This window comes from Nonomuraea sp. NPDC003754 (assembly GCF_053605785.1).
The window spans coordinates 1-22,246 of record NZ_JBSGJX010000038.1 but is presented as its reverse complement, the minus strand read 5'-3'; the positions used below and the strand labels follow the sequence as shown (position 1 = coordinate 22,246).

Genomic DNA, 22,246 nt, shown 5'->3' with positions numbered 1-22,246 from the left:
AGCGTGTGCCCGTGTCGAAAACGGACAAGGTGCGCCGTCGCTGAGAGCGACGGCGCAAAACCCCAGTTCTCGCCGTCGCTCCTGACCCTGTGGCCAGGAGCGCCTTCGTGGCGCTCGGACTTCCCTTGTTCCGGAGCGCATCCGTGTTCGCCTTGTCTCTTCGTCAACGTCGGCGTGTCCTTGTCGCCGACCTCATCTCCACCGCGGTCTTCCCGCTCGCGATCACCGGCGCGACGGCGATCGTCCCCGATGTGAGCGCGCGGCTCCCAGGTGCGGACGCCCTGGGTCCGTGGATCGTCCTCGCCTACAACGGGCTCTTCGCCGCGGCGCTCCTGCTGGCGGGGGCGAGCGCGGATCGCACCGCCCGCACCCGGTTCTTCGCCGTCGGCAACATCGTCGTCGCGGCCACCGGGATCCTGTCCGCCTTCGCCCCGGACCTGCCGTCTCTGGTCGCCCTTCGCGCGGTCGCCGGCGTCGGGGCGGCCATGTGCGCCGCCGGCGGATCCTCGATGGTCCTGGCCGTCTACCCGCCGGAGGAGCGTCCTCGGGTGTACGGCTACGCGGGCGCCGTGCTGGGCAGCAGCCTGGCGCTGGGACCGGTCGTCGCCCAGGCCCTCACGGCCGTCGGAGGCTGGCCCCTCGTCTTCGTCGCGCCGGCGGCCGTCGCCGCCGTCGCGGCCCTGACCACACTCGGGCTTCCTGGTCTTCGCAGCCCCGAGGTGCCCGACGACTTCGACCGTGCCGGAGCCGTCCTGTTCGGGCTGACCATCGCCGCCGCGGTGACCGCACTCGGGCTGGGCCTGGGGACCGGCGTCGCCTGGTGGGGGCCGGGCGCGCTCGTGCTCGTCGCGGCGGCCGCCGCCACCGGGCTCGTCCGCGTGGAACGGCGCGCGTCCGATCCCGCGATCCCCCTGGACCTGTTGCGGATCCCCGCCTACCGGGCGTACGCCCTGGCGACGGGCGCCTTCATGGGGATGCTCGTGGTGGGGTTGACCGTGCTCCCGCAGCTCGCCGCTGTCCGAGACATGGGCCCAGGCGAGGCCGCGGTCATGCTCAGCCTGCTGACCGTGCCGTCCACGGTCCTGCCGCTTGTCGCCGCACGGCTCGCCCGCCGGGCGGCTCGGCCGCTGGTGACAACCGCGTTGTCGGCCTGCACCGCCACCGCGCTCGTCCTGCAGGTCACCGACCATCCTGCCGTTCTTCTCGCCGCGGCCGGGGTCATCGGACTGTGTCTCGGCCTGACCGAAGGCGTCCCTGACGGGCAGGCACTGACGTACGTGCCCTCCCAGCGCGGAGGTGCGGGCGCCGCACTGTTCAGCACGGCGCGGATGAGCGTGGAAACACTCACCCTGGCGGCGGCCACCGGGGTGATGGCGGCGCTGGGTCCTGCATCCGGCATGGCGGTCGCCGGCGCCATGTGCCTCCTGGCCGGCTTCGCCGTCCGCCGGACCGCCTCCTCCCGCGACGCATAGCCGGGGAACGCACTCCCCTGGGCGCACGCCGTCGCGGCGTGCGCCCCGCTCGCTCATGGGACCGGCTCATCCACCGGCGGCCATCACCTCCTCGGGGAGGGCGGCCGAGGTCTTCCGGCGAGTGACGAGGGTGACGGCCAGCGAAGCCGCCATCAGCGCCACACCGAACCAGAAGGCACTCCTGACACCCACGTTGTCGGCGAACACCCCACCGAAGAACGCTCCGAGCGCGATGGCCGTGTTGTATCCCAAGGTGTTGAGTGACATGGCCGCTTCGAAGGTGTCGGGCGCGGCGGCGAGCGTCATGTTGATCTGGCACAGGTTCACGGCGCCGAAGGAGACTCCCCACAGGGCCACCGCGACGATCAGGCCGACCTGTACGTGACCGATCGTGAGCAGCAGCAGCAAGGACGCCACGAGTCCCGCGCAGGCGACGACGAAGCTCGCCCTCAGATTCTTGGTCGCGGTGTATCCGGCGACGAAGTTCCCGGCCGCGCCTCCGACACCATAGATCACCAGCAGTGCGGTGATGAAGGCGGGCGTGGCGGCCGAGCCGTCCTCCACGAAGGGGCGCAGAAAGGTGTACGCCCCGAAGTGGCCGAGCACGTACAGCACGACGGTGAACATCACCGCACGTAGCCGGGGGTTCTTGAGCGGGAGCCCGAAGACCTCCCGGACCGGGACCGCGTTCTCCGACGGCAGCGAGGGAATGACGGCAGCGACCGCGAGGAACACCAGCGCGCCGAGGCCGCTCCAGATGAGAAACGTCGTGCGCCAGCTGGTGAGGCTCTCGAGGAATGTTCCCAGCGGGATGCCCACCACCGTGGCTATCGAGATGCCGGACAACGCGACCGCGGCCGCCCTGCTCGCGTGGCGGCCCGGAACGAGGCGCATCGCCATGCTCACGCCGATGGCCCAGAACACCCCGTTGGCGAATCCCATGACCAGCCGCGTCGTCAAGACCAGCGGAAAGTTCGGCGAGACGGCGGTGACCAGGTTGCCCAGGACCAGTACCGCCAGCAGCGCGGACAGCAGGACGCGCCGGTTGACCCGCCTGGTCCAGGCCACGATGAACGGGACGCCCAGCCCGGCCGAGATGCCGTACAAGGTGACCATCAGCCCGGCGATTCCCACAGATATGCCCAGGCTTGCGCTCACCGGAGTAAGAAGGCCGACGGGCATCAGCTCGGTCGTGACGAAGACGAACAGGCTGGCCGTGATGACGGCGACACCCAGCCATGACCTCAGGGCCGAGTGCGGGTGCTCATCGTGTGTGGTCTGTGTGGTCATTGCTTCTCTCTGTTTGTCCGGATGAACGGCGATGGCGCCCGAAATCTCTTCGCTGGATGTCGCCCGCGCGCCGTCATGGACGCTTCCCTTCCACCGGGGTTGTCGCTGTCAGGGGAAACACACGGGCGCCGCCCCCTGCGTCGCCCGGCCAGGGTTGCGCGAGCAGGACGGCAGCGATGATCACCACGGTTCCGGCCAGCTGCGGAACCGACAGCGTCTGGCGGAGGAACAGGTATCCGAGGAGGGTCGCGACGATCGGGCTGACCAGCGCGAGGAAGGAGACCGCCGGGGCCGGCAACCGTTCGATCCCGCGGAACCAGATCGCATAGCTGATGACGGCGCCCAGGGACATCAGATAGCCGAACCCGATGATGTTGGTGCCGCTGATGGTGGTCGGCAGCCCTTCGACGGCCAGCGTGAAGGGCGACAACACGAGTCCGCCCGCGACGAGTTGCCAGCCGGTGAAGGGAAGGAGCCCCACTCCGGCCGGGCGTCCCCACAGTTTGGTCAGCGTGATGCCGGCAGCCATGCAGGCCGCTCCGGCCAGGGCCGCCGCCACACCGACGACATCGGCTGCCGCCGTCCCCTTGAACACCAGCAGCGCCACGCCGCCTGCGCCCAGGACGCAGGCCGCCACCTGCTGGTACCGGATGCTGTCCCCGATGAGGAGCGCCGCCAGGACCAGGACCAGCATCGGCTGCACCGCCATGATCATCGCCGCTGTACCCCCTGGCAGGTGGTAGGCCGCGACGAACAGCAGGAAGTTGAACGCGCCGATGTTGAGCGTCCCGAGCGCCAGGGCGCGCCACAGCCAGATCCCGGTCGGCAGCGTGCGGGCGAAGACCATCAGGATGAGCCCCGCGGGAAGCGCCCGCACGGTGGCGGCCAGCAGCGGGCGGTCCGGCGGCAGCCACTCGGTCGCCACCAGATAGGTGCTCCCCCAGATCGCCGGTGCCAGCGCCGTCACACCCGCGGTGAGGAGTGGCCGGCCGCTGCGGCGGCATTTATCTTCCACGGAAGATAACTTATTTTCCGGGGAAGCTATAGTCAAGGCATGACAACGCCCACCGACCCTGACGGCGTGGATCGGATCGTCGCGCAGTGGCGCCGCGAGCGGCCTGACCTCGACCCCAGCCCGATGCACGTGATCGGGCGGATCAGCCGGCTGCACTGGGCTTTCCACGAGCGGCTGCTGCGCGTCTTCGCCCGCTATGACCTGGGCCGGGGCGAGTTCGACGTGCTGGCCACGCTGCGCCGCGCCGGCGAGCCGTACGAGCTGACCGCCGGCGAGCTGTGGGGGGCGACCATGGTCACCTCCGGGGCCGTCACCAAGCGGGTGGACCGGTTGGAGCGGGCCGGGCTGGTCGCCCGCCGAGCCGCCGAGGACGACGCGCGCGGCCGGCTGGTCAAGCTGACCGACCAAGGCCTGCAGGTCATCGACGACGCCATCGTGGCGCACGTGCGCCACGAGACCCAGCTGCTTTCCGGCCTGACCGATTCGGAGCGAAGCACCCTCACCGACCTGCTGCGCAAGCTGGGCCAGACGCTGCCCGAGGACTAGCGATCGGGATCGGGCGGCACGCCGACGGCGCCGGCCGTCCCGGCTGAGACCCACCCGGGCGACGCGCCTTGCCGCGGCTGGGCGACGTCTTGCATGATCGACTCTTCGGCAAGGCTGGGAGGGCGGATGCGGGACAACGGCTGTCGGCATGGCAGGCTCGACGGCGCCGTAGGTTTAGGCCTCCCGACAAGATCTGAAATCGTGACACACTGGCCCCTCGGGCCCCGGCGCCGATCGGGCGTCTGGGAGGCGACGCTTGGGAGGCGAGGCGCCTGATGGCTCGCGATGATGAGCAGGCTCCCCCTCTGCCGAACAGCCAGCCGTTCGACGGTTCTGAGGGGATGCTGGGCATTGCCGACGTGGGCGGCGGCTATCCGATCGAGCAGCCGGTCGCGCCACGGAGTGACAAGCTGACCGCCGAGGCAGGTGCGGCGGATAATGCCGCGCTGGGTACGGCGGCACCGTACGGTGGGGAGCCGCGGCGTCTGTACAACCCGCTGCCCATGCCGTCGGCCGCGCTTGAGGAGTGGGGGAACCCCGAGCCGGCCCGTTCCGACTGGCGCAAGGTCGCCCCGTTCGGTGCGGTCCTGGCGGTGGCGATCGGCGCGGGGTTGTGGCTGACGCTGTCGCCGAGCTGGCCCAGAGACTTGCCATCGGCCGCGCCCGAGCCGACCCAGGAAGAGCAGTCGATCATGGCTGAGCCTACGCGGGTCTCTCCGGAGGCGAGCAGATCGCCGCGGCCGCACACCCCTCCAACATCGGCTCCCGCGCCCCGCCGTACGCGATCCTCGGCCCGCATCTCACCCTCTCCTTCGCTTACGCGGCCATGGGCCTCGCCGACGGTGACCGTGACGCGCAAGGTCACGGTCACCGTCCGGCCCTCCACCACTTCCCGGCCGTCGACATCGCCGAGCAGGGCGGGAAGCCCGGAAGAGCCACCGGTCGGCGGCCGCCCGTCGAGCACCTCCGCGCCGACGTGCCGGACGTGGGCTGACTGCCATGACGAGCCGCCAGCGGGCTGAGGGGGTTATGACAGCTTGATGTAGACCTCGCTGATCGTGTCGGCGAAAGCGGCGATGTCGGCTTCGATGCTCGTCTCGGTGGAAGTGGGGTCGATCACCACCGACAGCCGAGATTTCAGGCCACGCTCGGCCAGCGTCTGCCACACCCGGTTGGTGGCCAGACCCGCGTTTAGTAGCCGGTAGGTGCGCGAGTCGTCGGCGGCCTTGTGCCCCCATAGCGTGACCGTCTGCGCTCCGAGCCCGATGGCGTTGCCGACGCGGGCGTCGATCTCGTTGCTGGCGGTGGTGGTGTCCCAGGCGGACTCTTCGCCGGCGTGCGCCAGGCCGTACTCGCGGGCGCCGACCTGGACCAGCGCGTCCCAGCTGAGTGCCTTGACGCTCAACCACTGAGCTTGGGCGGCCAGCGCGGGCGTGATCGGCGTCGACTTGCCTTTGTGGGTGACTTGATGCTGGCCGTAGGCAGCTCCGAACAGACCGGAGGCGATCTGGATGCGGTCGACGGCGGCTACATCCTTGAGCGTATTCTTCTCATCTGAGGCGTCAGCCTCGATCGTCACATTGGTCTTGATGTAACGGTCGACCAGCCGCTTGGTGACGAGCGGGTACTTGGCGCGCATCGTGGCGATGCACTTCTTGGAGGATCCGCAGCCGAGCTCGGGCACCACGACCCCGATAGCCAGCCGCTTGCCTGGTAGCGCCTGGCGCAGCGCGGCCGAGGTTTTGGTCAGGAAGGCGCGCACCTCGCTCTCGCTGGCCATGTCGCGAAAGCCGAGGCTTTCGGCGAACTTCACGCCGATCACGCCCGGCCGCTGGGCGGCGGCGATCACCGCGTTCAGCGCCGTGGTGTAGGCGGCCTGGCCGCGCCCGTAGGCGGTGTTGAGGTCAGCCTCGACCCACACCCGCAAACTTGAGGCGCGTGCGGCTTCGATCGCAGTGGCCACTGCTGCGGGCTTTTGCCCGGCAGGAGCAGGCCGCGTGGCGGGCTGGCCGGTGCTCGGCACGGCTTCTGTCCCGGTCTCGGGCGCGGCCGGGGTGGGGGTGGGCCCGTCGGTGGCAGCGCCGTCGACAGACTCAGCAGTGGGCGCTACGGTCGGCTGACCGATGGCGGGGGCGGTGACCTGCTGCACGCCGGCATCTCCGTCGGCAGGGAGCATCGTGTCGGCCGGGTTGACCGTGGGCAGGGGTTGCGGGCTGGCGATAGAGGTCATCGTTGGCGCCGTCGACGGCGCGCTCGACGGGTTGGCTGTGGCGGGCGGCGCAGTGGTGCGCACCTGCTTTGTGCCGTCGACGTGCCGCTCGTAGGTGACCTTGCCTGTGGCCTCGTTGTGGCAGCGATACCAGCCGTCCGGGCGTTGCTTGCAGTGGGTCTGGCCACCCTTGCAGCGGCTGGCCTTGGACAGGTCGGTCCGTTGGTTGCAGCGCATGTACTCGGTCGGCAGCGGCTGGGCCGCCTCCATGCGGGCGCCGCCATCGGCTGCCCAGAACGCCGCCACTTCCAGGGCGTCCTGAGGCGGGGTCAGCCAGGTGCAGGAAACGAACGTGGGGGTGTCGCTGGGCAGCAGATCGCGGCAGGAATCGCCGCGCTCGACGTCGACGGGCTGCTCGTAGATCGGGGCGGGGCCTTGCCCCGGCCCCGAGCCGGGGATCAGGCCGCTCGGGTCGGCGAAGGCAAGAAACGGCATGAAGATGACCAGAGCGATCACCGTCCCGGCGAGGGCGAAACGCCGCTCGCGAGGGGTGATGTCGCCAAAGAAGCGTTTCATCGCAATTGTCCCTCGAACTGGTGATTGATTAGTTGCAGTTGGACCACTTGGTGCCGCTGGGGGTCTCGTACTGGTAGCCCTTGTCGGCTTCCACGGTCCAGCTCACCGGGAGGGACAGGGTGCCGGACTCGCTTGTCGTCCCAGAGGTGCTGGTGCCGTCGCCGGTGTTGGACGCCTGCCAGGAGATGGTGATCGTGCCCGACTCGGTCGTCGGGCCTCCGCAGCCAGGCTTGGAGACCGGCGTCGACACCGTGAACGTGTTGCCGGAGACGGAGATCGGGCCGGAGCCGGACGCCGACCAGGTGCCGGTGCCCGGTGAGATCGTCACGGAGATGTTTCCCGAGCGGCCACTGCCCAGGCTGCCGCCGCCACTGGCTGAGGCTTGCGGAGGCGGCGGCGCGGGAAGGGCAGCCTTGCTCGGCTGCGCGGCAGTGCTCGGCGGGCTGCTGCTGGCCCTGGACCTGCTCTGCTGGCTGTTTTGCCTGCCCGGCGGCTGCTCGGGCCCGGTGCGCGGCTCCCCCGCGCGCAGGGTGAGCTTCGGGGAGGGCTTGCGACTCGCCGTGATGGCCTGCTTCGGTGTCGGCTTGCCGGTGGGCCGGGCCCTTACCGTGGAGGGGCGAACGGTGGGAATGGCGACCGGCGGCGGGGAGGCCTGCCGACCGGGCGGCTCTTCGAGGGCCAGTTCGGTGTCAGGGTCGACTGGGGCGGTCTCGATCAGGATCGTCGGCGGGATGCTGCGGCTAGGCGCGGCCGCCTGCACCACGGTGGTCGGGCGGCCGACGGTGTGCAGGCCGATCCAGGCCAGGCTGGCCACGGCGACAGAGGCGGCAGTCAGCGCCGTCACCCGCACGACGGGCCGCCACGACAGCCGAGCTTCGGGGTCGGACTCGTCCGGGCGTCGCCGCCACATCTCCTCCTCCCAGTCTTTGTGCGTCTTCTCCCACGCGCGGAACGCCTGCTCGGTCTCTTCGACGGGCATGGCTGCCGGGGCGGCGCCGGAGAGGTGCTCGCGCGTGGGCTCGTGCGCGGCGGCGGTGGGCTCGACCAGGGAGTGGGATTGAACGGGGAAGCCGTCGACGCGCCACAGGTTCCCGGTGTCTGGCAGCGGCGCGGCCTGCTCCAGCAGCAGGGTCAGGCGGACGGCCACCTCGTCCGCGGCCGCTGGTACCGGCATGCTGGCCAGCAGCTCGAACGCTGAGGTTGTGGGAATGCTCTGGCATTTCCGGCAGTCGGCGATGTGCTTGCTGGTCTGGGTGCGGGTGCGGCGGCTCGGGGTGCCTTCGCCGATGATGGCGGCAAGGCTCTCGCAGCCCTGCCCGTCCTGAATGGCGCGTACCGCGGCGATCCAGGTCTCGAGTTGGGCGCAGGCGGCCTCGCCGAGCGTTTCGATCTGGACGGCGCCGGCGTCGAAGATCGCGCCGATCTCGATGTCGGTCAGGCCGTGCCGGAGTGCCAGGTCCAGAACTTCGCGGTGCGGGGCTCCCAGAGCTGCCAGCGCCTCGGGCAGCAGGGTGAGCGTCGGGTCGGGTTGGGTTTCGGGCGAGGCCTGATCGATGGTACGGATCCGGGCCCAGGTACCGGTGCTGGCCGGGTTGGCGGCGGCGGCTTGGCTACGATGCACGCGCGCCACGGCATACAACCAGGCGCGCAGCAGCGATTCTTCGGACAGCCGAGCGGCGTGAGCGTGGGCCGACAGCAGGGTGCCGCAGACGGCGAGTTCGGCCTGCTCGGTGCTCAGCTCGGCACGCATGTAGTCGAGCAGGAGCGGCGCGTACTCCTGCAGCAGATCCTGGATCGCCTGGCGCTCGTCGTCAGATAATGAGTGCCGCATGGGGGCGTGCATCTCCTCTTCGTGGATGGGCAGCTGGCCGTACAGCTGCTGGGCGGCCCGCCGAAAATCAGTAGTGACGGTCGGCCGCATACGGGATGGGTCCGGGGGAACGGTGTGGGGCCGTGGCGGCACCGGTAGCTTGTGGGCCGGTGGTGCCGGGGGCGGGCTGGTCAGCAGCGGATCGATCGCTGCGATAAGCTGGCCGGCCAGAGCCAGGATTGAGCCGTATGGTGCCGCAGGCTCGGCGGGCGTGGCGTCGGCCGGGGAAGGTGCGACGCGACGCTGCTGCGGCACGCTGAGCTGAGCGTGCAAAGAGCTGTTCGTGTCGTCGAGTGCCTGGTCAGTACGGCGGGGCCGAGCAGCGTCGGTGCGGAGCCCCAGGGCCAGGTACCCGGCCGCTACCGTGCCGACGATGATGAGGGCGAAGACCGCGCTGTAGCCCGGCATGGGGCCGCGCAGCGGCGGGTGCTGTAGCAGGAGCACGGCCATGGCCACGCCGATGGCGCCGCCCAGCTGGCGGGCGGTCATGCTTGCGCCGACGGCTGAGGCGTAGTGGTCGCTGCCTGCGGTCAGGGTGGCGGCCGCCGACGCGCCAGTGCTGATCATGCCCAATCCCAGGCCCATGGCCAGGGATGCGGCCGCCCACAGCGGCAATTGGAATTGGGGCTGCAGACCGAATCCCAATTGGCAGAGCGCCGCGCCGACGACAACGAGGACACCGAGATAGACCACCGGCCTGGCGCCGCGGCGCCGGACCTCCCGCCCGGCCAGCAGACTGGAGACGAGCACCCCAGCCGACAGCGGCGTAAGCGCCAGCCCGATCAGCGGCAACGGCAGCTGCCATTCCCGCAGCAAGATGGGGGCGGCAACCAGCAGCGCCAGCGATACGACGCCGTACAGCAGCGAGATCAGCCCGGCCAGTAGGAAGCGCGGCCGCCGCCACAACGTCAGGTCGACCGCCGGGGACCGATGGCTGGCAGAACGGACGATCGCGATCAGCAACAAGCCGACAGCCACGCTGATCAGCCCGAGCAGCATGACCCCGTCCCACTGCTGGCCCTTGGTCAGCGCCAGCACCAGGCTGGCCAGCCCGCCGAGCAGCATCAGGGAGCCGATTGGATCCGGCACGCGCCGCCCGCCGGCGAGGTCGCCGGCGCGGTCGGGCGGCAGTGTCAACGCCAAAAGCATCAGTGCGGCGCCGCCCACCGTGGCGGGCACGAACAGCAGCCGCCAGCCCCACAGGTCGGCCAGCCACCCTCCGGCGCTATGCAGCAGCACGCCGCCCAGCCCAGAGGAGGCCGACCAGGCGCCGATCGCCAGGGTGCGCCGGGCCGCCGGTAGATGGGCCAGCAGCAAGGCCAGGGAAGCGGGCACGATCGCGCCCGCACCAGCCCCCTGTAGGGCGCGTCCAGCCACCAGCACGACCAGGCTGGGCGCGACGGCGGCCGCCCCGCCCCCGAGCGCGAACACCAGCAGCCCCACCAACAGCACTCGGCGGCGGCCGACGGCATCAGCCAGCCTTCCAGCGGCGGCTAGCACCGCGGCGTAGGCGATCGCTGAGGCGCTGGCGACCCACTGGACCTCCGCCAGGCTCATCCCGGCGCTGATCGCATGTTCGGCCACCAGCGGCACCGCCAGGGTGCTGGCCATGGTGTCACCCATGGTCAGCACCATCGTTCCGAAGCCGAGCAGCATAAGCGTCCCGGTACGGCAGGCGTTGCTGCGGCGCCAGCGGCTGCGAGAGGTCCTGCCTCCCGCAAGGGAAGTCGAATCGACCGGCGCAGGCGCCATGGCGCTCGAGGCGTGCGCGGGTGTGCGCGCGAAGATCATGATCAGCCTCCAGTCATCGGCCGGGTGAGCGGTCAATCGGGGTGGGCGTGCTCGCCGAAGGCCAATACGACTTCTTGCGCTGCCTGCCGCAGGTTGAGCAGGGCATCACGCTGGCGGGCGGTGAGGGCATGGCCAGGAGGCCAGGTGTTAATCGCGGGTAGGACATCGGTCGGCGCAAGGTCATCCGGCATGGGCCAGGACCTGGACGCTGCACCGCGGTCTCTGAACGGCTGGGGGTTGAGTTCGCCGGCCAGTTCCTCATACCAGGCGTGCAGGTCGCCGGCCGGCGGGCGGTGGGCGTGAATCGGTCTGTGGTGGCCGGGCGCGTCCGCAGGCCAGGAGCGCTCGTCAACGGCGCTCACCGCTGCCGCCCGGCGCAGGTCAGCACGGTCGCGATGCCGCGACGGTTGAAGGCCAGGTGCTCTACGCCCGCGGTCGACTGCGAGCAGAGGCTGTGGTTGTCGGCTCGCCCAGCGTCCAAGGGCGAGATCGCGTAGGTGAGTCCCTCCTTGCCGCCCAGCCGTAGGACGCCGGAGCAGGTGTTGCTGACATACGGGGTGGTGAGCGTGAGAGCGACCGAGCCGCCGCGCAGCAGCACGAATCGGCTGTCGCCCATCCCCGCCATGGCGATCTTTCGGAAGCCGAGCTCGGTCAGCCAGGACAGGATCCGGTCGTCACTGACGCGCGGTTCGTTGGAGGCGACGCCTTGATCGCTGCCTTGATCGTTGGTCACGACGCCAGGAGTCCTTTCGCGAGACAGAAGGAGGGCGGCCGGTCAGCTTGCTGTGCGCAGAGGCGGCTGCAGGGGCCTGAGCGGGCTGTCCGCCGAGCCTGGTTCGGGCAGCGGCATTGCCTGCGACAGAGCGCGGCTGAGCTGGGTGGTGGTCGTGGTGACCGCGCACCGTTCGGCGGCGTAGGTCAGCGCCATCACGTGGTGCCTGTGCGAGAAGTCGGCGATGGCGTCGGCGACGACGAACGGCTGTATATCGCGCATAAATGCTTCGCCGGCGGTCATCAGCACCCCGATGTGGGCGTATATGCCGCAGATGATGAGCTGGTCCCGGCCGAGCTCGTCCATCAGCTGGGCCAGTTCCGTCCTCTGAAAGGCCGAGTAACGCCATTTGGTAAGCAGGCGTTCCCCTTTGCGAGGCAGCAGCTCGCGGGTGATCTCCGCCTCGTGCGAGTCAGGGATGCCGCCGCCCCAGAAATCGAGAAGCAGCCCACGCTGATTGGCGGTCTGGGCGAATGGCTGCGCTGAGAAGATCACAGGCACGCCGAGGCTGGAACAGTGCTCGCGCAGCGCCGCGACATTGGACATCAGCTCCACCAGTGGTGAAGCTCCCGGGGTGAAGGCGCCCAGGAAGTAGCGCTGCATGTCGTGCACGAGCAGCACGGCGCGGTCCGCGTCCGGCTGCCAATCGACCCGGTTGGCGGGGGTGTGGGTTGGCATCGCGTAGGGCTCGATCGAGGGAAGTGCCATGATCGGTCAGGTCCTTTCGTGCAGGTAGCGGGTGTCGATGTCAGCGCCGAGCGCGCGCAGCATCGTCTGGAACTTGGTGGAGGTCTCCTCGAGCTCCCGCTCGGGGTCGGAGCCGGCGACGATTCCGGCGCCCGCGTACAGGCGCAGGATGTGCTCGGAGACTTCGGCGCAGCGGATGGCCACCGCCCACTCGCCGTCTCCGCTGGCGTCCATCCAGCCGACCAAGCCGCTGTAGTAGCCGCGGTCGAACGGCTCCAGACGCTGGATGAGTCGCCGGGCCTGGTCGGTGGGGGTGCCGCACACGGCCGGGGTCGGGTGTAGGGCAGCGGCCAACGTGAGCGCCGAGGTGTCTGGGTCGCGCAGGGTGCCGGTGATCCTGCTGGACAGATGCCACAGCGTGTCGGTGCTAGCCAGCTCGGGCGCGCGCGGCACGTTCAGGCGAGCGCAGAACGGCTGGAGAACGTCAGCGATAGCCTCGACGACGAAGCGGTGCTCGCGCAGATCCTTCGTGGAAGCGAGCAAGGAGGCGGCACGTCGACGGTCTTCGGCTGGGTCGGAGCTGCGCGCGGCTGATCCGGCCAGCGGGTTGCTGATCACGCTCGGGCCATGGCGGGAGACCAGCAGCTCAGGGCTGGCGCCGACCAGCGTTCGACCGGACGGCAGCGGCGCGGCGAGGGTGTGGCCGTGGCCAAGCAACGGCCGCAGCAGCTTGGTCAGGTCGACGGGCTCGTCCGAGCGCAGCTCCAGACATCTAGCGAGCACGACCTTGTCTAGACGGCCGGTCCCGAGCTCGGTCAGGGCGTGCCGTACTGCCTGCAGGTAACCCGGGGGGGAAGGCAGGGGCCGGGTCCACCAGCCGCCCAAGGGTAAGGCGGGCGCGCCCGGCTGCAGAGCCGACGACCAGGTCGCCGATTCCGGCATCAGCACATTGGCCTCACCAGCGAAGGTGACGGCTCCCGCCACCAGGCCGGAGCCATCGAGCACGGCGGCCGCCCGCGCGGGCAGGGTGTCGAGAGGGCCGTCGACGACAGCGCTGATCCCGCGTGTGAGGAGCGTGCCGCGGGAGGACGCGAACAGCACGCTGGTCGCCCGGTCGTAGTCCGCCAGCGGGTCGGCGGCGATGGTCAGCTGTGTCATGAAGATCCTGCCTTGGATCGATCAAGCCCGCGGCGTTGCACCACCGTCGACCACGAGGTCGTGCATGGTGATGTGCCGTGAGCGGTCGGAGGAGAGAAACAGCACGGCGTCGGCGATGTCCGTGGCGCTGGCGACACGGCCGAGGGGGATACCGAGCCGATACGTAGCCGAGTCGCCGTTGATCGTGGCGGTCCACGCCTCAGCTGGGGTTCTGGTGCCATGGAGCGTGCGCAGCATGTCGGTGTCGGTCGAGCCGGGAGACACGACGTTGCACCGGATGCCGTGCCCGGCCAGCTCCAGGCCGAGGCAGAGAGTGAACATGCGGGCCGCCGCCTTGCTGGCCGCGTAGGCGCCGATGCCCATCCGAGGTGTCGAGGCAGCATTGGAGCTCACGGTGACGATCGCCCCACGCCTGCGTGGCACCATTCGGGCGGCGACCGCACGGGATAGCCGGAAGACACCGCCTGCGTTGACGTCGAAGGTCTGCCGCCAGTCCTCGTCGCTGATGTCAGCGACGGCCGCCGGCAGCAGTACACCCGCCACATTGACAAGAATGTCGACCGGGCCGAGATCGCGCTCCACGGCCGTGACGACATCCTCCACCTCACGCGGGTCGCGAACGTCCAGCAGGTACGGCACCGCGCCGCGCGAGGTGGTGGGCTGCATGAGCAGATTGGTGGCGGCGACGATGGCGCCAGTGCTCAGCAGGGCATCGGTCACTGCGGCGCCGATGCCGCCGCTGGCCCCTGTGACCAGCGCCACCTTGCCTTCGATCCCATCTCGCAGGGACGCCTCACACGTGGACATCGCGCACCAGAAGAAGGTGCTCAGACCGGGTGCAGCCCACTGCCTGTTTGAGATGCTCGAGTGCCACCATGGGATCCGCGGTCGGCCCGCAGGTGTAGATGTCTACCTCCGCAACGCCCGCCTCGGGCCAGGTGTGCACGCTCGCGTGCGATTCGGCCAGCATGGCGATCAAGGTCACGCCCTGCACGGGAAACCGCTCGGCGTGCATACTGAGGACAGTGGCACCGGCGGCACACAGGGCTTGTGTGAGCGCGCAGCGCAGGTCCTCCTCGTCGTTGAGGACAGCGGCGTCCACGCCGCGGAGGGTGGCGATCACGTGACGGCCGCGAATGTGCAGTGTGGCTGGGGCATGCGCCGCTCGGGGCGCCTTGTCAAGCAGGAGATCGCTGATCACGTTGTGCTCCTTGCGTATGAGGCACGGTGGGCACCGCGACGGCCGTGGGCCGGCCGGTAGCGGGGCATTCGCTGGATGGTGCTGAGGATGTGCAGGGCCACCGCCAGGACGGTCAGGGCCGCCCCTGCCATCTGGCCAGGGGTGAGGCGCTCGCCCAGCAGGACGACCGCTGCGCCGATGCCCATGACCGGGGTGAGCTGCAGCAGCAGGGAGGCCTCAGTGACAGGGACTGTCGCGATCGCCCGATTGAACAGCGCGTAGGGAAGCGCCAGGCCGATCACGCCGCTGGCGACGGCCGCCGCCCAGTGCGTCAGGCCGGGCGCCATCGGAAACGGCGTCGCCAGGCTGAGCGGGATGATCACTACGGCGAGGGCGGCCGTGGCGATGGTGAACTGCCACACGGTGGCCGACAGCGGGTCAGGCTGCGCCTGGTCGCTGCGACGGCGCAGGAGGCGGGCGGCCAGCACTGAACCGAGGGCCGCGCACAGCGTGCCCGCCACGATCAGCAGGGTGCCGGTGCGGTCCCCCCACGAGGTGGTGGCGCCATCCAGCAACCAGACACCCGGCAGGCTGAGGGCCAGCCCAAGCCAGCCCAGCGGCCGAAGTCGCTCGCCTAGCACGAGCACCCCGGCCAGGGCGACGATCAGCCCTTCAAGGTTGGCCAGGATGGAGCCGGTGGCGGCGGTCGCGGTTAGCATGCCGGCCACGAACAACGCGCTGGACAGACCGGGCTCGGTGAGGGCCAGCAGGATCAGACCGCGCGTCAGGTGCGGCCGCCGATGTCCGGCCGCGAGCGACAGCACCCACAGCGTCGCGGTGGCCGAGCCCAACTGGATGCCCAGCATGGCTTGCCAGGGGATCGCGGCCAGCGCATGCTCAATAGCCACTGCGGCCAGGCCCCAGCAGAGTGCGGCGCCCAGCAGTGCCAGGCGGTGGCCATGCAGGTTGGCTCGGGCCCGTCTGTACGGCGGGGTAGGGCTAGCGACTGCGGTGGTGGTCATGCCGACTCCAGCACCGCGGCCCCGCCGGGCGCCGGGTACGGCTGGCGGGAGGCGGGATACAACGCCTGGCACAGCTGGTGGAGGTCGACAAGCTCGCCGGCGGCGCTGTCGCGCACCCATCTCCTGGGGGTGTGCTGGTAGAGATCGGGGCGGGTGGCGATCCCGGCCCGTGTCGCCCAGAGCCGCCCCAGCGGATAGAGGCCGGCCAGGTGGACCGGCAGATCGAGGCTGCGGCTGATGCTCGGGGCGAGCTGGCGGGCGGTGGTCAGTATCCGCCGTTCCTGGTCGTTCTCCACCGCGACCGCGACGCGGACAGCACCGCGGTTCCTGCTTAGTCCGGCCCGCAGGTACTCGGCAACGTAGGCGGCCACGCCGAGCTGGGCGATTGTGCGGGGGCGCATGTAGTGCAAAACGGCCGCGATAATCGGATCGCGCCGGTCGTCGGCGGCTAGGTCCTCAACGCCGAGGACCTGGCCGCGGGTAAGGCCCTGGTAGACGCGGTCGGCGAAATGGTCGAGCTCGGGACGCGCTACCACCTGGACGCGGGAACGCCACGCGGCGGGCAACCGTAGCTCGAGCTGCCACCGCAGATGCTCATTCAGGCGGCACCGGCGGTCGTCAACCAGGGCGGCCACGTGGAGGCCCAGCTCTGGGCGCATCTTGCCGCTGCGCAGCAGAGGCTCGACGAAGCCGTAGTACTGCAGGCGCGGCAGCTGCACAGCGATCGTGGTCGGCACCAGAGCGGACGCGGACGCCGCGAGCGCTGCGGCGGTCCCAGCCAGTCGGGCACAGGAGTCGATTTCTGCCACCGACAGCTGTGGACCGTCCCATTCCACTGACACGATCGCGCCGATCTCGGCGAGCTGGCAGCTGCGCAGAGCCAGCAGCGGGATGCGCTGCCCGGTCGCAGTCACCAGGCGCACTGCCGCCTCGGGCCACAGGCACAGGCCAGTAATGATGGCGAGCTCGGCAAGCTCCCGCAGCCCCGCTCCGGGCAGACTTCCGGTAGCGAAGGTGAAAGGGCGGCCGCCGCCGAGTTCGAGGCCGGTGTAGACGGTGGTGTTGCCGGTCACCGGGTCGACCCCGCACAGGGCGCTGCCGGTGAGAGAGTGCGGAACTTCAAAGAAGTTGAGGAAGTTGTGGATGCGCCTGGCCGCACGATGCACCGTTTTGCACCAGGGGCCGTCATAGCTACCACCGACGTGGTGCATGTTGGCACCGAGCGGCTGGGCCCGGGTAGAAGTGAGCGCGAGATCCACTGTCGTCAGGCGAGGCTGCGATGGATCGGGCATGAGCTGGGTGAGGTAGATGGCCTCAGCTGCGGAGCGTTCAGCGTGGCGCATGAGGGGTGGTCCTTCCGGCCCAGGAGGCTCTCCTGGAGGAACGGGGAAGATGAGCTAAAAGGGATGGCGGAGCCGCACGGATGACGCACACTGCGGCACAGGCGATCACAGGAACTGAGCCGGAGCGGGACGCGTGGGTCGCTCGGTCGTTGCCGCCGCATCGCAGTTGCTGAAAATGGTGATCAAGGCATCCCCGAGTGACGGCGATGCTCAGACGATCCGGGGACGGTGCCAGGACGGGGGCTTGCGGGTGGGCGACATCGCATCCCCGGCACAGTGGATGCGGATGTCACCGGTCGGGTGAGAAGATCACTCCGGCTGCAGGCCGGCCGTGTCGATCGACCGGTTGGGTACTGCGGCCTCGATCAGCCGCTTGAACATGCGAAGGGGCCGCGTGCCGGGATAGTGCGTGGTCGCGGTTTCAGGTCTGACCGCTGACCGACACTCGGCAGGGTGGTACCCGACTTCAGCAGAGCCAGGGCCACGCCTCGGGCAGTGCTCACCTCGCCAGTCGCGTTCGCGTGCGCGCACACGGTGTGGGCGGCATGCTCGGCCAGATCCAGGTGATCGAGGCAGCGCTCCCAGAGGCTGTGTTCCAGCTCCATCACTCGTGCGAGGCTGCGCTGGATGTCCTCCAGGGAGGAGGTCCGCCCGCAGCAGGGACCGGTGCCGCCGCCAGCGCAGCCGGCGATCAGCTTCGATGATGGCCACCTGCACGATCTGATGGATGTCTTCCTGCGGCCAGCGGCCAGCGGCCAGCGGCGCCGCGGCAGTGAGGCAGCACGCCAGCGGCCGTGTCGACGGCCCCCATGAACGTGGCGGCGCAGTCTCGTAGGGGCTGCCCGCTCAACGCCGCCCGCAGCAAGCGCACGCGGTGGCTCAGGTTTGGTGCACTCCCTCCATCCGAGCACCACCAGCCCCTGAATCTGTTTCTCCTGCTCGACGTACCAGCCCAGCTGATGCAGCTGGCGCTGGATGCTGTGCAGGATCACCCAGGCGAAGGCTGATCCGGGGAGGGGGGAGCTGGTCATGGTCATCCGTGCGTCTCCAAGACCCAAGTCGGCGGAACTACTGAGAGCCTCACGAGGAGAACGTGGCCTCATCGAAAGAGCTCTCAACCTTCCACGAATGCATGATCCATGAGTTGAGCTTGCATTCATGGGGGATCACTGTCTATGCATTGGTGCTCGGATGTCAACATCACTTCCCCATGAATGCACGAGAGGGTAGGCTCCGGGACGCGTCCCGCCGTCTAAGCTCAGGAGCCTGATCACTTGTCCACGCATACGAGCCCTTCGGACGAGCCCGTTCCCGAGAACCCCGACAGCGGGCGCAGTGACACGTGGCTGAAAGACCGGATCAACTGGCTGTTCGACAACATCAGGGGCGCAGACGGCCGCCGCTTCTCGTTTACGCGGGTGGCCGAGGCCTCGGGCAACCGGGTCGGCGCCAGCACAATCAGCCGGCTTTGTGATGGGTCGATCACCAATCCGAAGGTCGACACGCTGTATGCCATCGCCGATTTCTTTGGCCTGCCCCGCGGTGCTCTGGTCAACGACCCGAAGATGAACGAGCTGTTCGGCCTGGCGGAGAAGAACGACCCAAGAGGACTGGCGCTGATCGAACAGATGCGGGCCGCGCGGGTGATACATGATCGCCGCATTCGCGCCCTGGCTGGACGTCTCGACCGCATCGAAACTCTCAACCCTGGGATCATGCCAGATGCGATCAAAGCGATCTCCGCGATGCTGGACGCGCTAGAAGCCAACATCTCGCCGCCGCGTCAGGAAGGCGAGAAGTAGCAGCACCGAGCTAGCCAACGGCATCAACCGGCCCTCACCCCTCCTCACAAAGGGCCAGGTTCGGAGGAAGGACTACTGAACGTGCTGAACGATCTAGATCTGTACGAGAGCCAGCGCAAGCAGCATGACTCGGTGCTCGCGCTGCTTGCCGAACGGCGCTCCCCCCTCAACATCGACGAGTTCTGCGGGGCCTTGAGCGAACACTTCGGCCAGACCATCCTGTCCTGGCCCTTCGACCCTCAACAGATGCAGCTGTCGATTTCGTGCGAGGGCGTTACGGGCCTGTACTGCAGGGTGGAAGACCGGAAGCGGCCCGGGGTTATGCGCACGGTGCTGTGCTACGGATCAAGCCCCGACATCCCTCAGGTACTGCAGGAGATCTACTTCCTGCATGAGCTGGGTCATTTCGTCAATGATGACGGACGCCCGGAGGTGCAAAGCCTCGAGAACCTGTTCAGCCTGGTGACGCCAGACTTGCTGGAGTTCTTAGGCGGCCCGGGCGACATAGTCAAACTCATGGGCCGTACCGCCTTCCGCGACGCTGAAGAGCGCCAGGCCGAGACCTTCGCGATCCTCGGCACTGAGCGCCTCCACGAAGGCGAGATCGACCTCGGATATGGCAGCCATCTCGCCCAGCCCTTGAAGGGTTGGAGAGGGCGCAGGCGTGGGTAGCGTCGTGCCCCTTGCCTGCTTGGCCATCATGTGGGCTGTCGTGATCGTCTTCACCCTTGGGGTGAGAGGAAGCCGGGCGTTCAAAAGCATCTGGTTAGCTCTGTTCCTGGGGATCAACGGCATCTCGGTGGGCTGGACTCCGCTGGGAACCTGGCTTGCCCAGGTGAGCCACTCAGGAGCGACCCCTCTTGTCGCCGAGCATCTGCTCACGGTCTTCACGATGGCGTGCTTGGGCACCTGGGTGTGCTTCAGCTTCGTCGAAGACGCCGGCGACCCGAGATGGCGACGGTGGGTACTTCCAGCCTGGCTGGTAGCTGTGAGCATCGCAAGCATCTTGGCCGTACTCGCCTACGCCCACGATCTTGACGGTGCAATCTATGCGGCTGTCGGAGCCCAGCAAGCGAGTCCTGCGCAGCTGTCCTACCTCGCGCTCTACGAGGGCAGCATGATGGCCACCATGTACGGCGAGGTCGTGCTGTTCGTGTGGCGCGCTCGCGTAGCACCCGCGCACCAGATCTGGCTCCGACGCTGCTTCTACATCCTGGCGATCACCTCGACGTTCTCCACAATGCGCTCGGTCTACACGATGATCTACCTCGTTCCGCAAGTGCTCGGCATTCCGCCCATCTCCCTACCGTGGTCACAGAACGTCAGCCTGTACATCAACACGGTCCCCTACACCGTGGGTTTCCTCACTCTGCTACTGCCCAAGCTCGATCTTCGCAGAAGCCCTGAACATGACCTCGCCGCGGTGAGCCGACTCTGGCAGGACCTGGTGGCGGTCTTTCCTCATCTGGTCCGTATCGGCACGGCCGACAAACCCAGCGCTGAGCTGATGGCGCGCAGTGCGCTGATCGGGGAGTCCTTGGTGGAGCTGCAGAAGGTCACCCCACCGGACCTGTGGCATAGGGCTTCCGCCATCGCAACGGCGACGACCCGCGTTCGCGAGCGAGAAGCCCTCGCCTACGCCCTGTGGGTCCGTTCAGCCCTGCACCATCTCGCCACCCATTCTCCTCAGTTCAATCACCGACCGACCTGGCGCCTCAGCGCCAAGGCAGGTACTCCCAACTGGGTGTTCGCGGTAGCACACCAGTACAACAAGGCTGCGAAGGAGCCACGATGGTGGCAACGCCGCTCAGCGGCCGCCCATTTACTGGCCTCTACCCGCATCGCCGTATGACGATCCGCCAGCAGCGCCACCCACCAGCAGCCTGATGCCTATGCCAGGGAGCCGAGCCAGGACATCGCTAGCCAGGCTGATCTCGACTCTTCTCCATCCCGTTGTGGTAGCGGTCGCGCTGCCGCTGTGCATTGGTGCCTGTAGCGCAGGGCTGGTCGGCGCCTTGTGGGGGCTGGGTGACGCTACCTTCACCGGAATTCTGCCCACGCTGTACGCTCACCGCCTCGGCCGGGCAGCCAAGCTGTCCGGCCATAGCGGTAAGCACCCCCGCCTGTTGGTCTTCGCATTCGTCTCGCTGACAACAGGGTTGGCCGTGCTACTCCTTGCTGACGCCCCCCGTGACGTGCTCGTCGTCAACGCCGGCCTGCTGGCCGTGCTCTTGGTTCTCACCCCGATCACATTGCTGTGGGACATCAGTATCCACGTGGCCACCATCTCTGGCGCTACCGCGCTCTCCCTGCTCCTCGTGCAGCCCGGCCTGTATGTCGGCGCAGGCCTCGTCCTCAGCGTGGCGTCTGTGGGCTGGTCCCGTGTCCACCGCCAAGAGCACAAGCCCACACAGGTCATAGCGGGCGCGGCGGCAGGAGCGTTAGCCTGCAGCCTCGTCTACGTGGTCATGACCTGATCGACTACGAGCCAAAGACCTCCCGCGCACTCCTCACATGAACTACTCGCGCTCGCCGCCAGCGCGCTGGCCTCCCAAGGCCCGGATATTCGGACGTAGCTCCCACGGATTCCTGAGCGCTTCTGCTTAACCCGATATAACGGGCAAAGACAGGGGACGGTGCCCCATCCCTTCGACGGCCCACTGCACCTCGGCGGGTGCAACAGCCAGCTGAAGCGAAGGCAGGCGAGTCACCAGCGCTCGAAGCGCCTCCTGCAACTCCACACGGGCCAGGTTCACACCCAAGCAGTGGTGTGGGCCATGACCGAAGGAGAAGTGCGGCCGTGCGGCGCGATCGAGGTAACGGCGGATGTCGAAGCGCCTCGGGTCAGGGAAAGTCTGCGGATCATGGTTGGCGGCCGAGACGTTGGGCAATACCACACTGCCTGCGGGAATCGTTCCCGACGGGAGCTCGATGTCGCAGGTGGCCAGGCGCAGTAGCCCGTTGGAGCCCGGGCCGTCGTAGCGCAGGATCTCCTCCACCGCGCTCTCGATCAGGTTCGGGTCGGCGACCAGTTCGTCATACTGCCGTGCCCACAGCAGCCGATAGACACCCCTGGCGATCATCAACGCCGTTGACTCGTGCCCAGCCATAATCAACAGGTAGATCATGCTGTTCAGCTGGGTTTCGGTGAGGCGATCGCCCTCGTCTCGGGCCTGGATCAGCAGGTCAACCAAATCGTTACCCGGATTTGCGCGATGGTCGGCGATCAGGTGCGTGGTGTAGTCGACCAGGTTGGCGACCGCATCAGCGCGGGCTTCGGCAGACGCGTCTGAAGTGGACAGGAACAGTTGCGTCCAGTGATGGAACAGGGGCCAGTCGGTGTTGGGTACGCCAAGGAGCGCGCAGATGACACGTGTTGAGAACGGCAGTGCGTAGTCCTCGACCAAGTCGGTCCGCGGTTCGAACGTGTCGATCAGTTCGGTGGCGATGGTGCTGGCCAGTCCTCGCCATCGCTCGGCCTGGAGCGGGGTGAAGGCGCCTTGCACGATTTTC

The 22,246-nt window shown here is 68.5% G+C and carries 21 protein-coding genes; 8 read left to right on the top strand and 13 right to left on the bottom strand.

What is annotated here, in order from left to right; genetic code table 11:
* Positions 1-143 precede the first annotated feature (143 nt).
* Positions 144-1,472, top strand: a complete 1,329-nt coding sequence (locus tag ACWEVS_RS35175) for an MFS transporter (protein ID WP_452416792.1) — start codon at positions 144-146, stop codon at positions 1,470-1,472.
* A gap of 66 nt (positions 1,473-1,538) precedes the next feature.
* Here ACWEVS_RS35175 and ACWEVS_RS35170 read toward each other — a convergent pair whose 3' ends face one another.
* Both ACWEVS_RS35170 and ACWEVS_RS35165 read right to left on the bottom strand, forming a co-directional pair.
* Positions 1,539-2,762: an MFS transporter gene (locus ACWEVS_RS35170; RefSeq protein WP_452555017.1), complete on the bottom strand. Its 1,224-nt coding sequence runs from the start codon at positions 2,760-2,762 to the stop codon at positions 1,539-1,541.
* 73 nt (positions 2,763-2,835) lie between these two features.
* Positions 2,836-3,729 (bottom strand): EamA family transporter, encoded by an 894-nt coding sequence (locus ACWEVS_RS35165; RefSeq protein WP_452555015.1) that lies wholly within the window; start codon positions 3,727-3,729, stop codon positions 2,836-2,838.
* An 87-nt stretch (positions 3,730-3,816) separates the two neighbouring features.
* On the opposite strand from ACWEVS_RS35165, the gene ACWEVS_RS35160 reads away from it, so the two are divergent.
* Both ACWEVS_RS35160 and ACWEVS_RS35155 read left to right on the top strand, forming a co-directional pair.
* Positions 3,817-4,323 carry a MarR family winged helix-turn-helix transcriptional regulator gene (locus ACWEVS_RS35160; RefSeq protein WP_354918835.1) on the top strand — a complete coding sequence of 169 codons (507 nt, stop codon included), beginning with the start codon at positions 3,817-3,819 and terminating at the stop codon, positions 4,321-4,323.
* Between the two features lie 826 nt (positions 4,324-5,149).
* Entirely contained in the window at positions 5,150-5,317 is a 168-nt protein-coding gene (locus ACWEVS_RS35155; RefSeq protein WP_452555013.1) for a hypothetical protein, read from the top strand.
* A gap of 33 nt (positions 5,318-5,350) precedes the next feature.
* Here ACWEVS_RS35155 and ACWEVS_RS35150 read toward each other — a convergent pair whose 3' ends face one another.
* Together ACWEVS_RS35150 and ACWEVS_RS35145 are read right to left on the bottom strand one after the other, a co-directional pair.
* Entirely contained in the window at positions 5,351-7,108 is a 1,758-nt protein-coding gene (locus tag ACWEVS_RS35150) for a hypothetical protein (protein ID WP_452555011.1), read from the bottom strand.
* A gap of 28 nt (positions 7,109-7,136) precedes the next feature.
* Positions 7,137-10,601 carry an MFS transporter gene (locus ACWEVS_RS35145; RefSeq protein WP_452555009.1) on the bottom strand — a complete coding sequence of 1,155 codons (3,465 nt, stop codon included), beginning with the start codon at positions 10,599-10,601 and terminating at the stop codon, positions 7,137-7,139.
* Here ACWEVS_RS35145 and ACWEVS_RS35140 point away from each other — a divergent pair.
* Positions 10,600-10,797, top strand: coding sequence for a hypothetical protein (locus ACWEVS_RS35140; RefSeq protein WP_452555007.1), 198 nt, complete (start codon positions 10,600-10,602; stop codon positions 10,795-10,797). The genes ACWEVS_RS35145 and ACWEVS_RS35140 overlap by 2 nt on opposite strands.
* Before the next feature lie 4 nt (positions 10,798-10,801).
* Here the strand turns inward: ACWEVS_RS35140 and ACWEVS_RS35135 are convergent, their stop codons facing one another.
* The 8 genes from ACWEVS_RS35135 to ACWEVS_RS35100 all read right to left on the bottom strand — a co-directional run bounded on the left by ACWEVS_RS35135 (position 10,802) and on the right by ACWEVS_RS35100 (position 16,931).
* The gene (locus tag ACWEVS_RS35135; protein ID WP_452555005.1) at positions 10,802-10,960 is read right to left on the bottom strand and encodes a hypothetical protein; all 159 of its coding nucleotides are present in this window, start codon (positions 10,958-10,960) and stop codon (positions 10,802-10,804) included.
* A gap of 167 nt (positions 10,961-11,127) precedes the next feature.
* Complete coding sequence (locus tag ACWEVS_RS35130) at positions 11,128-11,502, bottom strand: hypothetical protein (protein WP_452555003.1); 375 nt, start codon at positions 11,500-11,502, stop codon at positions 11,128-11,130.
* Positions 11,503-11,544: 42 nt separating this feature from the next.
* On the bottom strand, positions 11,545-12,249 hold the full coding sequence (locus tag ACWEVS_RS35125) for an isochorismatase family protein (protein WP_452555001.1): 705 nt from the start codon (positions 12,247-12,249) through the stop codon (positions 11,545-11,547).
* Positions 12,250-12,255: 6 nt separating this feature from the next.
* A complete protein-coding gene (locus ACWEVS_RS35120; protein ID WP_452554999.1) occupies positions 12,256-13,386 on the bottom strand; it encodes an isochorismate synthase in 1,131 nt (376 codons plus the stop codon).
* A 21-nt stretch (positions 13,387-13,407) separates the two neighbouring features.
* The gene (gene dhbA, locus ACWEVS_RS35115; RefSeq protein ID WP_452554997.1) at positions 13,408-14,193 is read right to left on the bottom strand and encodes a 2,3-dihydro-2,3-dihydroxybenzoate dehydrogenase; all 786 of its coding nucleotides are present in this window, start codon (positions 14,191-14,193) and stop codon (positions 13,408-13,410) included.
* On the bottom strand, positions 14,180-14,587 hold the full coding sequence (gene speD, locus ACWEVS_RS35110) for an adenosylmethionine decarboxylase (protein ID WP_452554995.1): 408 nt from the start codon (positions 14,585-14,587) through the stop codon (positions 14,180-14,182). The genes dhbA and speD overlap by 14 nt, the downstream gene beginning before the upstream one ends.
* Entirely contained in the window at positions 14,584-15,588 is a 1,005-nt protein-coding gene (locus ACWEVS_RS35105; protein WP_452554993.1) for a DMT family transporter, read from the bottom strand. Before ACWEVS_RS35105 ends, speD begins: the two co-directional genes overlap by 4 nt.
* Positions 15,585-16,931 carry a hypothetical protein gene (locus ACWEVS_RS35100; protein ID WP_452554991.1) on the bottom strand — a complete coding sequence of 449 codons (1,347 nt, stop codon included), beginning with the start codon at positions 16,929-16,931 and terminating at the stop codon, positions 15,585-15,587. Before ACWEVS_RS35100 ends, ACWEVS_RS35105 begins: the two co-directional genes overlap by 4 nt.
* A gap of 1,274 nt (positions 16,932-18,205) precedes the next feature.
* Here ACWEVS_RS35100 and ACWEVS_RS35095 point away from each other — a divergent pair.
* The 4 genes from ACWEVS_RS35095 to ACWEVS_RS35080 all read left to right on the top strand — a co-directional run bounded on the left by ACWEVS_RS35095 (position 18,206) and on the right by ACWEVS_RS35080 (position 21,210).
* A complete protein-coding gene (locus ACWEVS_RS35095; RefSeq protein ID WP_452554989.1) occupies positions 18,206-18,733 on the top strand; it encodes a helix-turn-helix domain-containing protein in 528 nt (175 codons plus the stop codon).
* Positions 18,734-18,814: 81 nt separating this feature from the next.
* Positions 18,815-19,405 carry a hypothetical protein gene (locus ACWEVS_RS35090; RefSeq protein ID WP_452554987.1) on the top strand — a complete coding sequence of 197 codons (591 nt, stop codon included), beginning with the start codon at positions 18,815-18,817 and terminating at the stop codon, positions 19,403-19,405.
* Positions 19,406-19,445: 40 nt separating this feature from the next.
* On the top strand, positions 19,446-20,585 hold the full coding sequence (locus tag ACWEVS_RS35085; protein WP_452554985.1) for a hypothetical protein: 1,140 nt from the start codon (positions 19,446-19,448) through the stop codon (positions 20,583-20,585).
* A gap of 103 nt (positions 20,586-20,688) precedes the next feature.
* Positions 20,689-21,210, top strand: coding sequence for a hypothetical protein (locus tag ACWEVS_RS35080; protein WP_452554983.1), 522 nt, complete (start codon positions 20,689-20,691; stop codon positions 21,208-21,210).
* A 126-nt stretch (positions 21,211-21,336) separates the two neighbouring features.
* Here the strand turns inward: ACWEVS_RS35080 and ACWEVS_RS35075 are convergent.
* The coding region (locus ACWEVS_RS35075; protein WP_452554981.1) for a cytochrome P450 at positions 21,337-22,246 on the bottom strand (910 nt) is incomplete at its 5' end.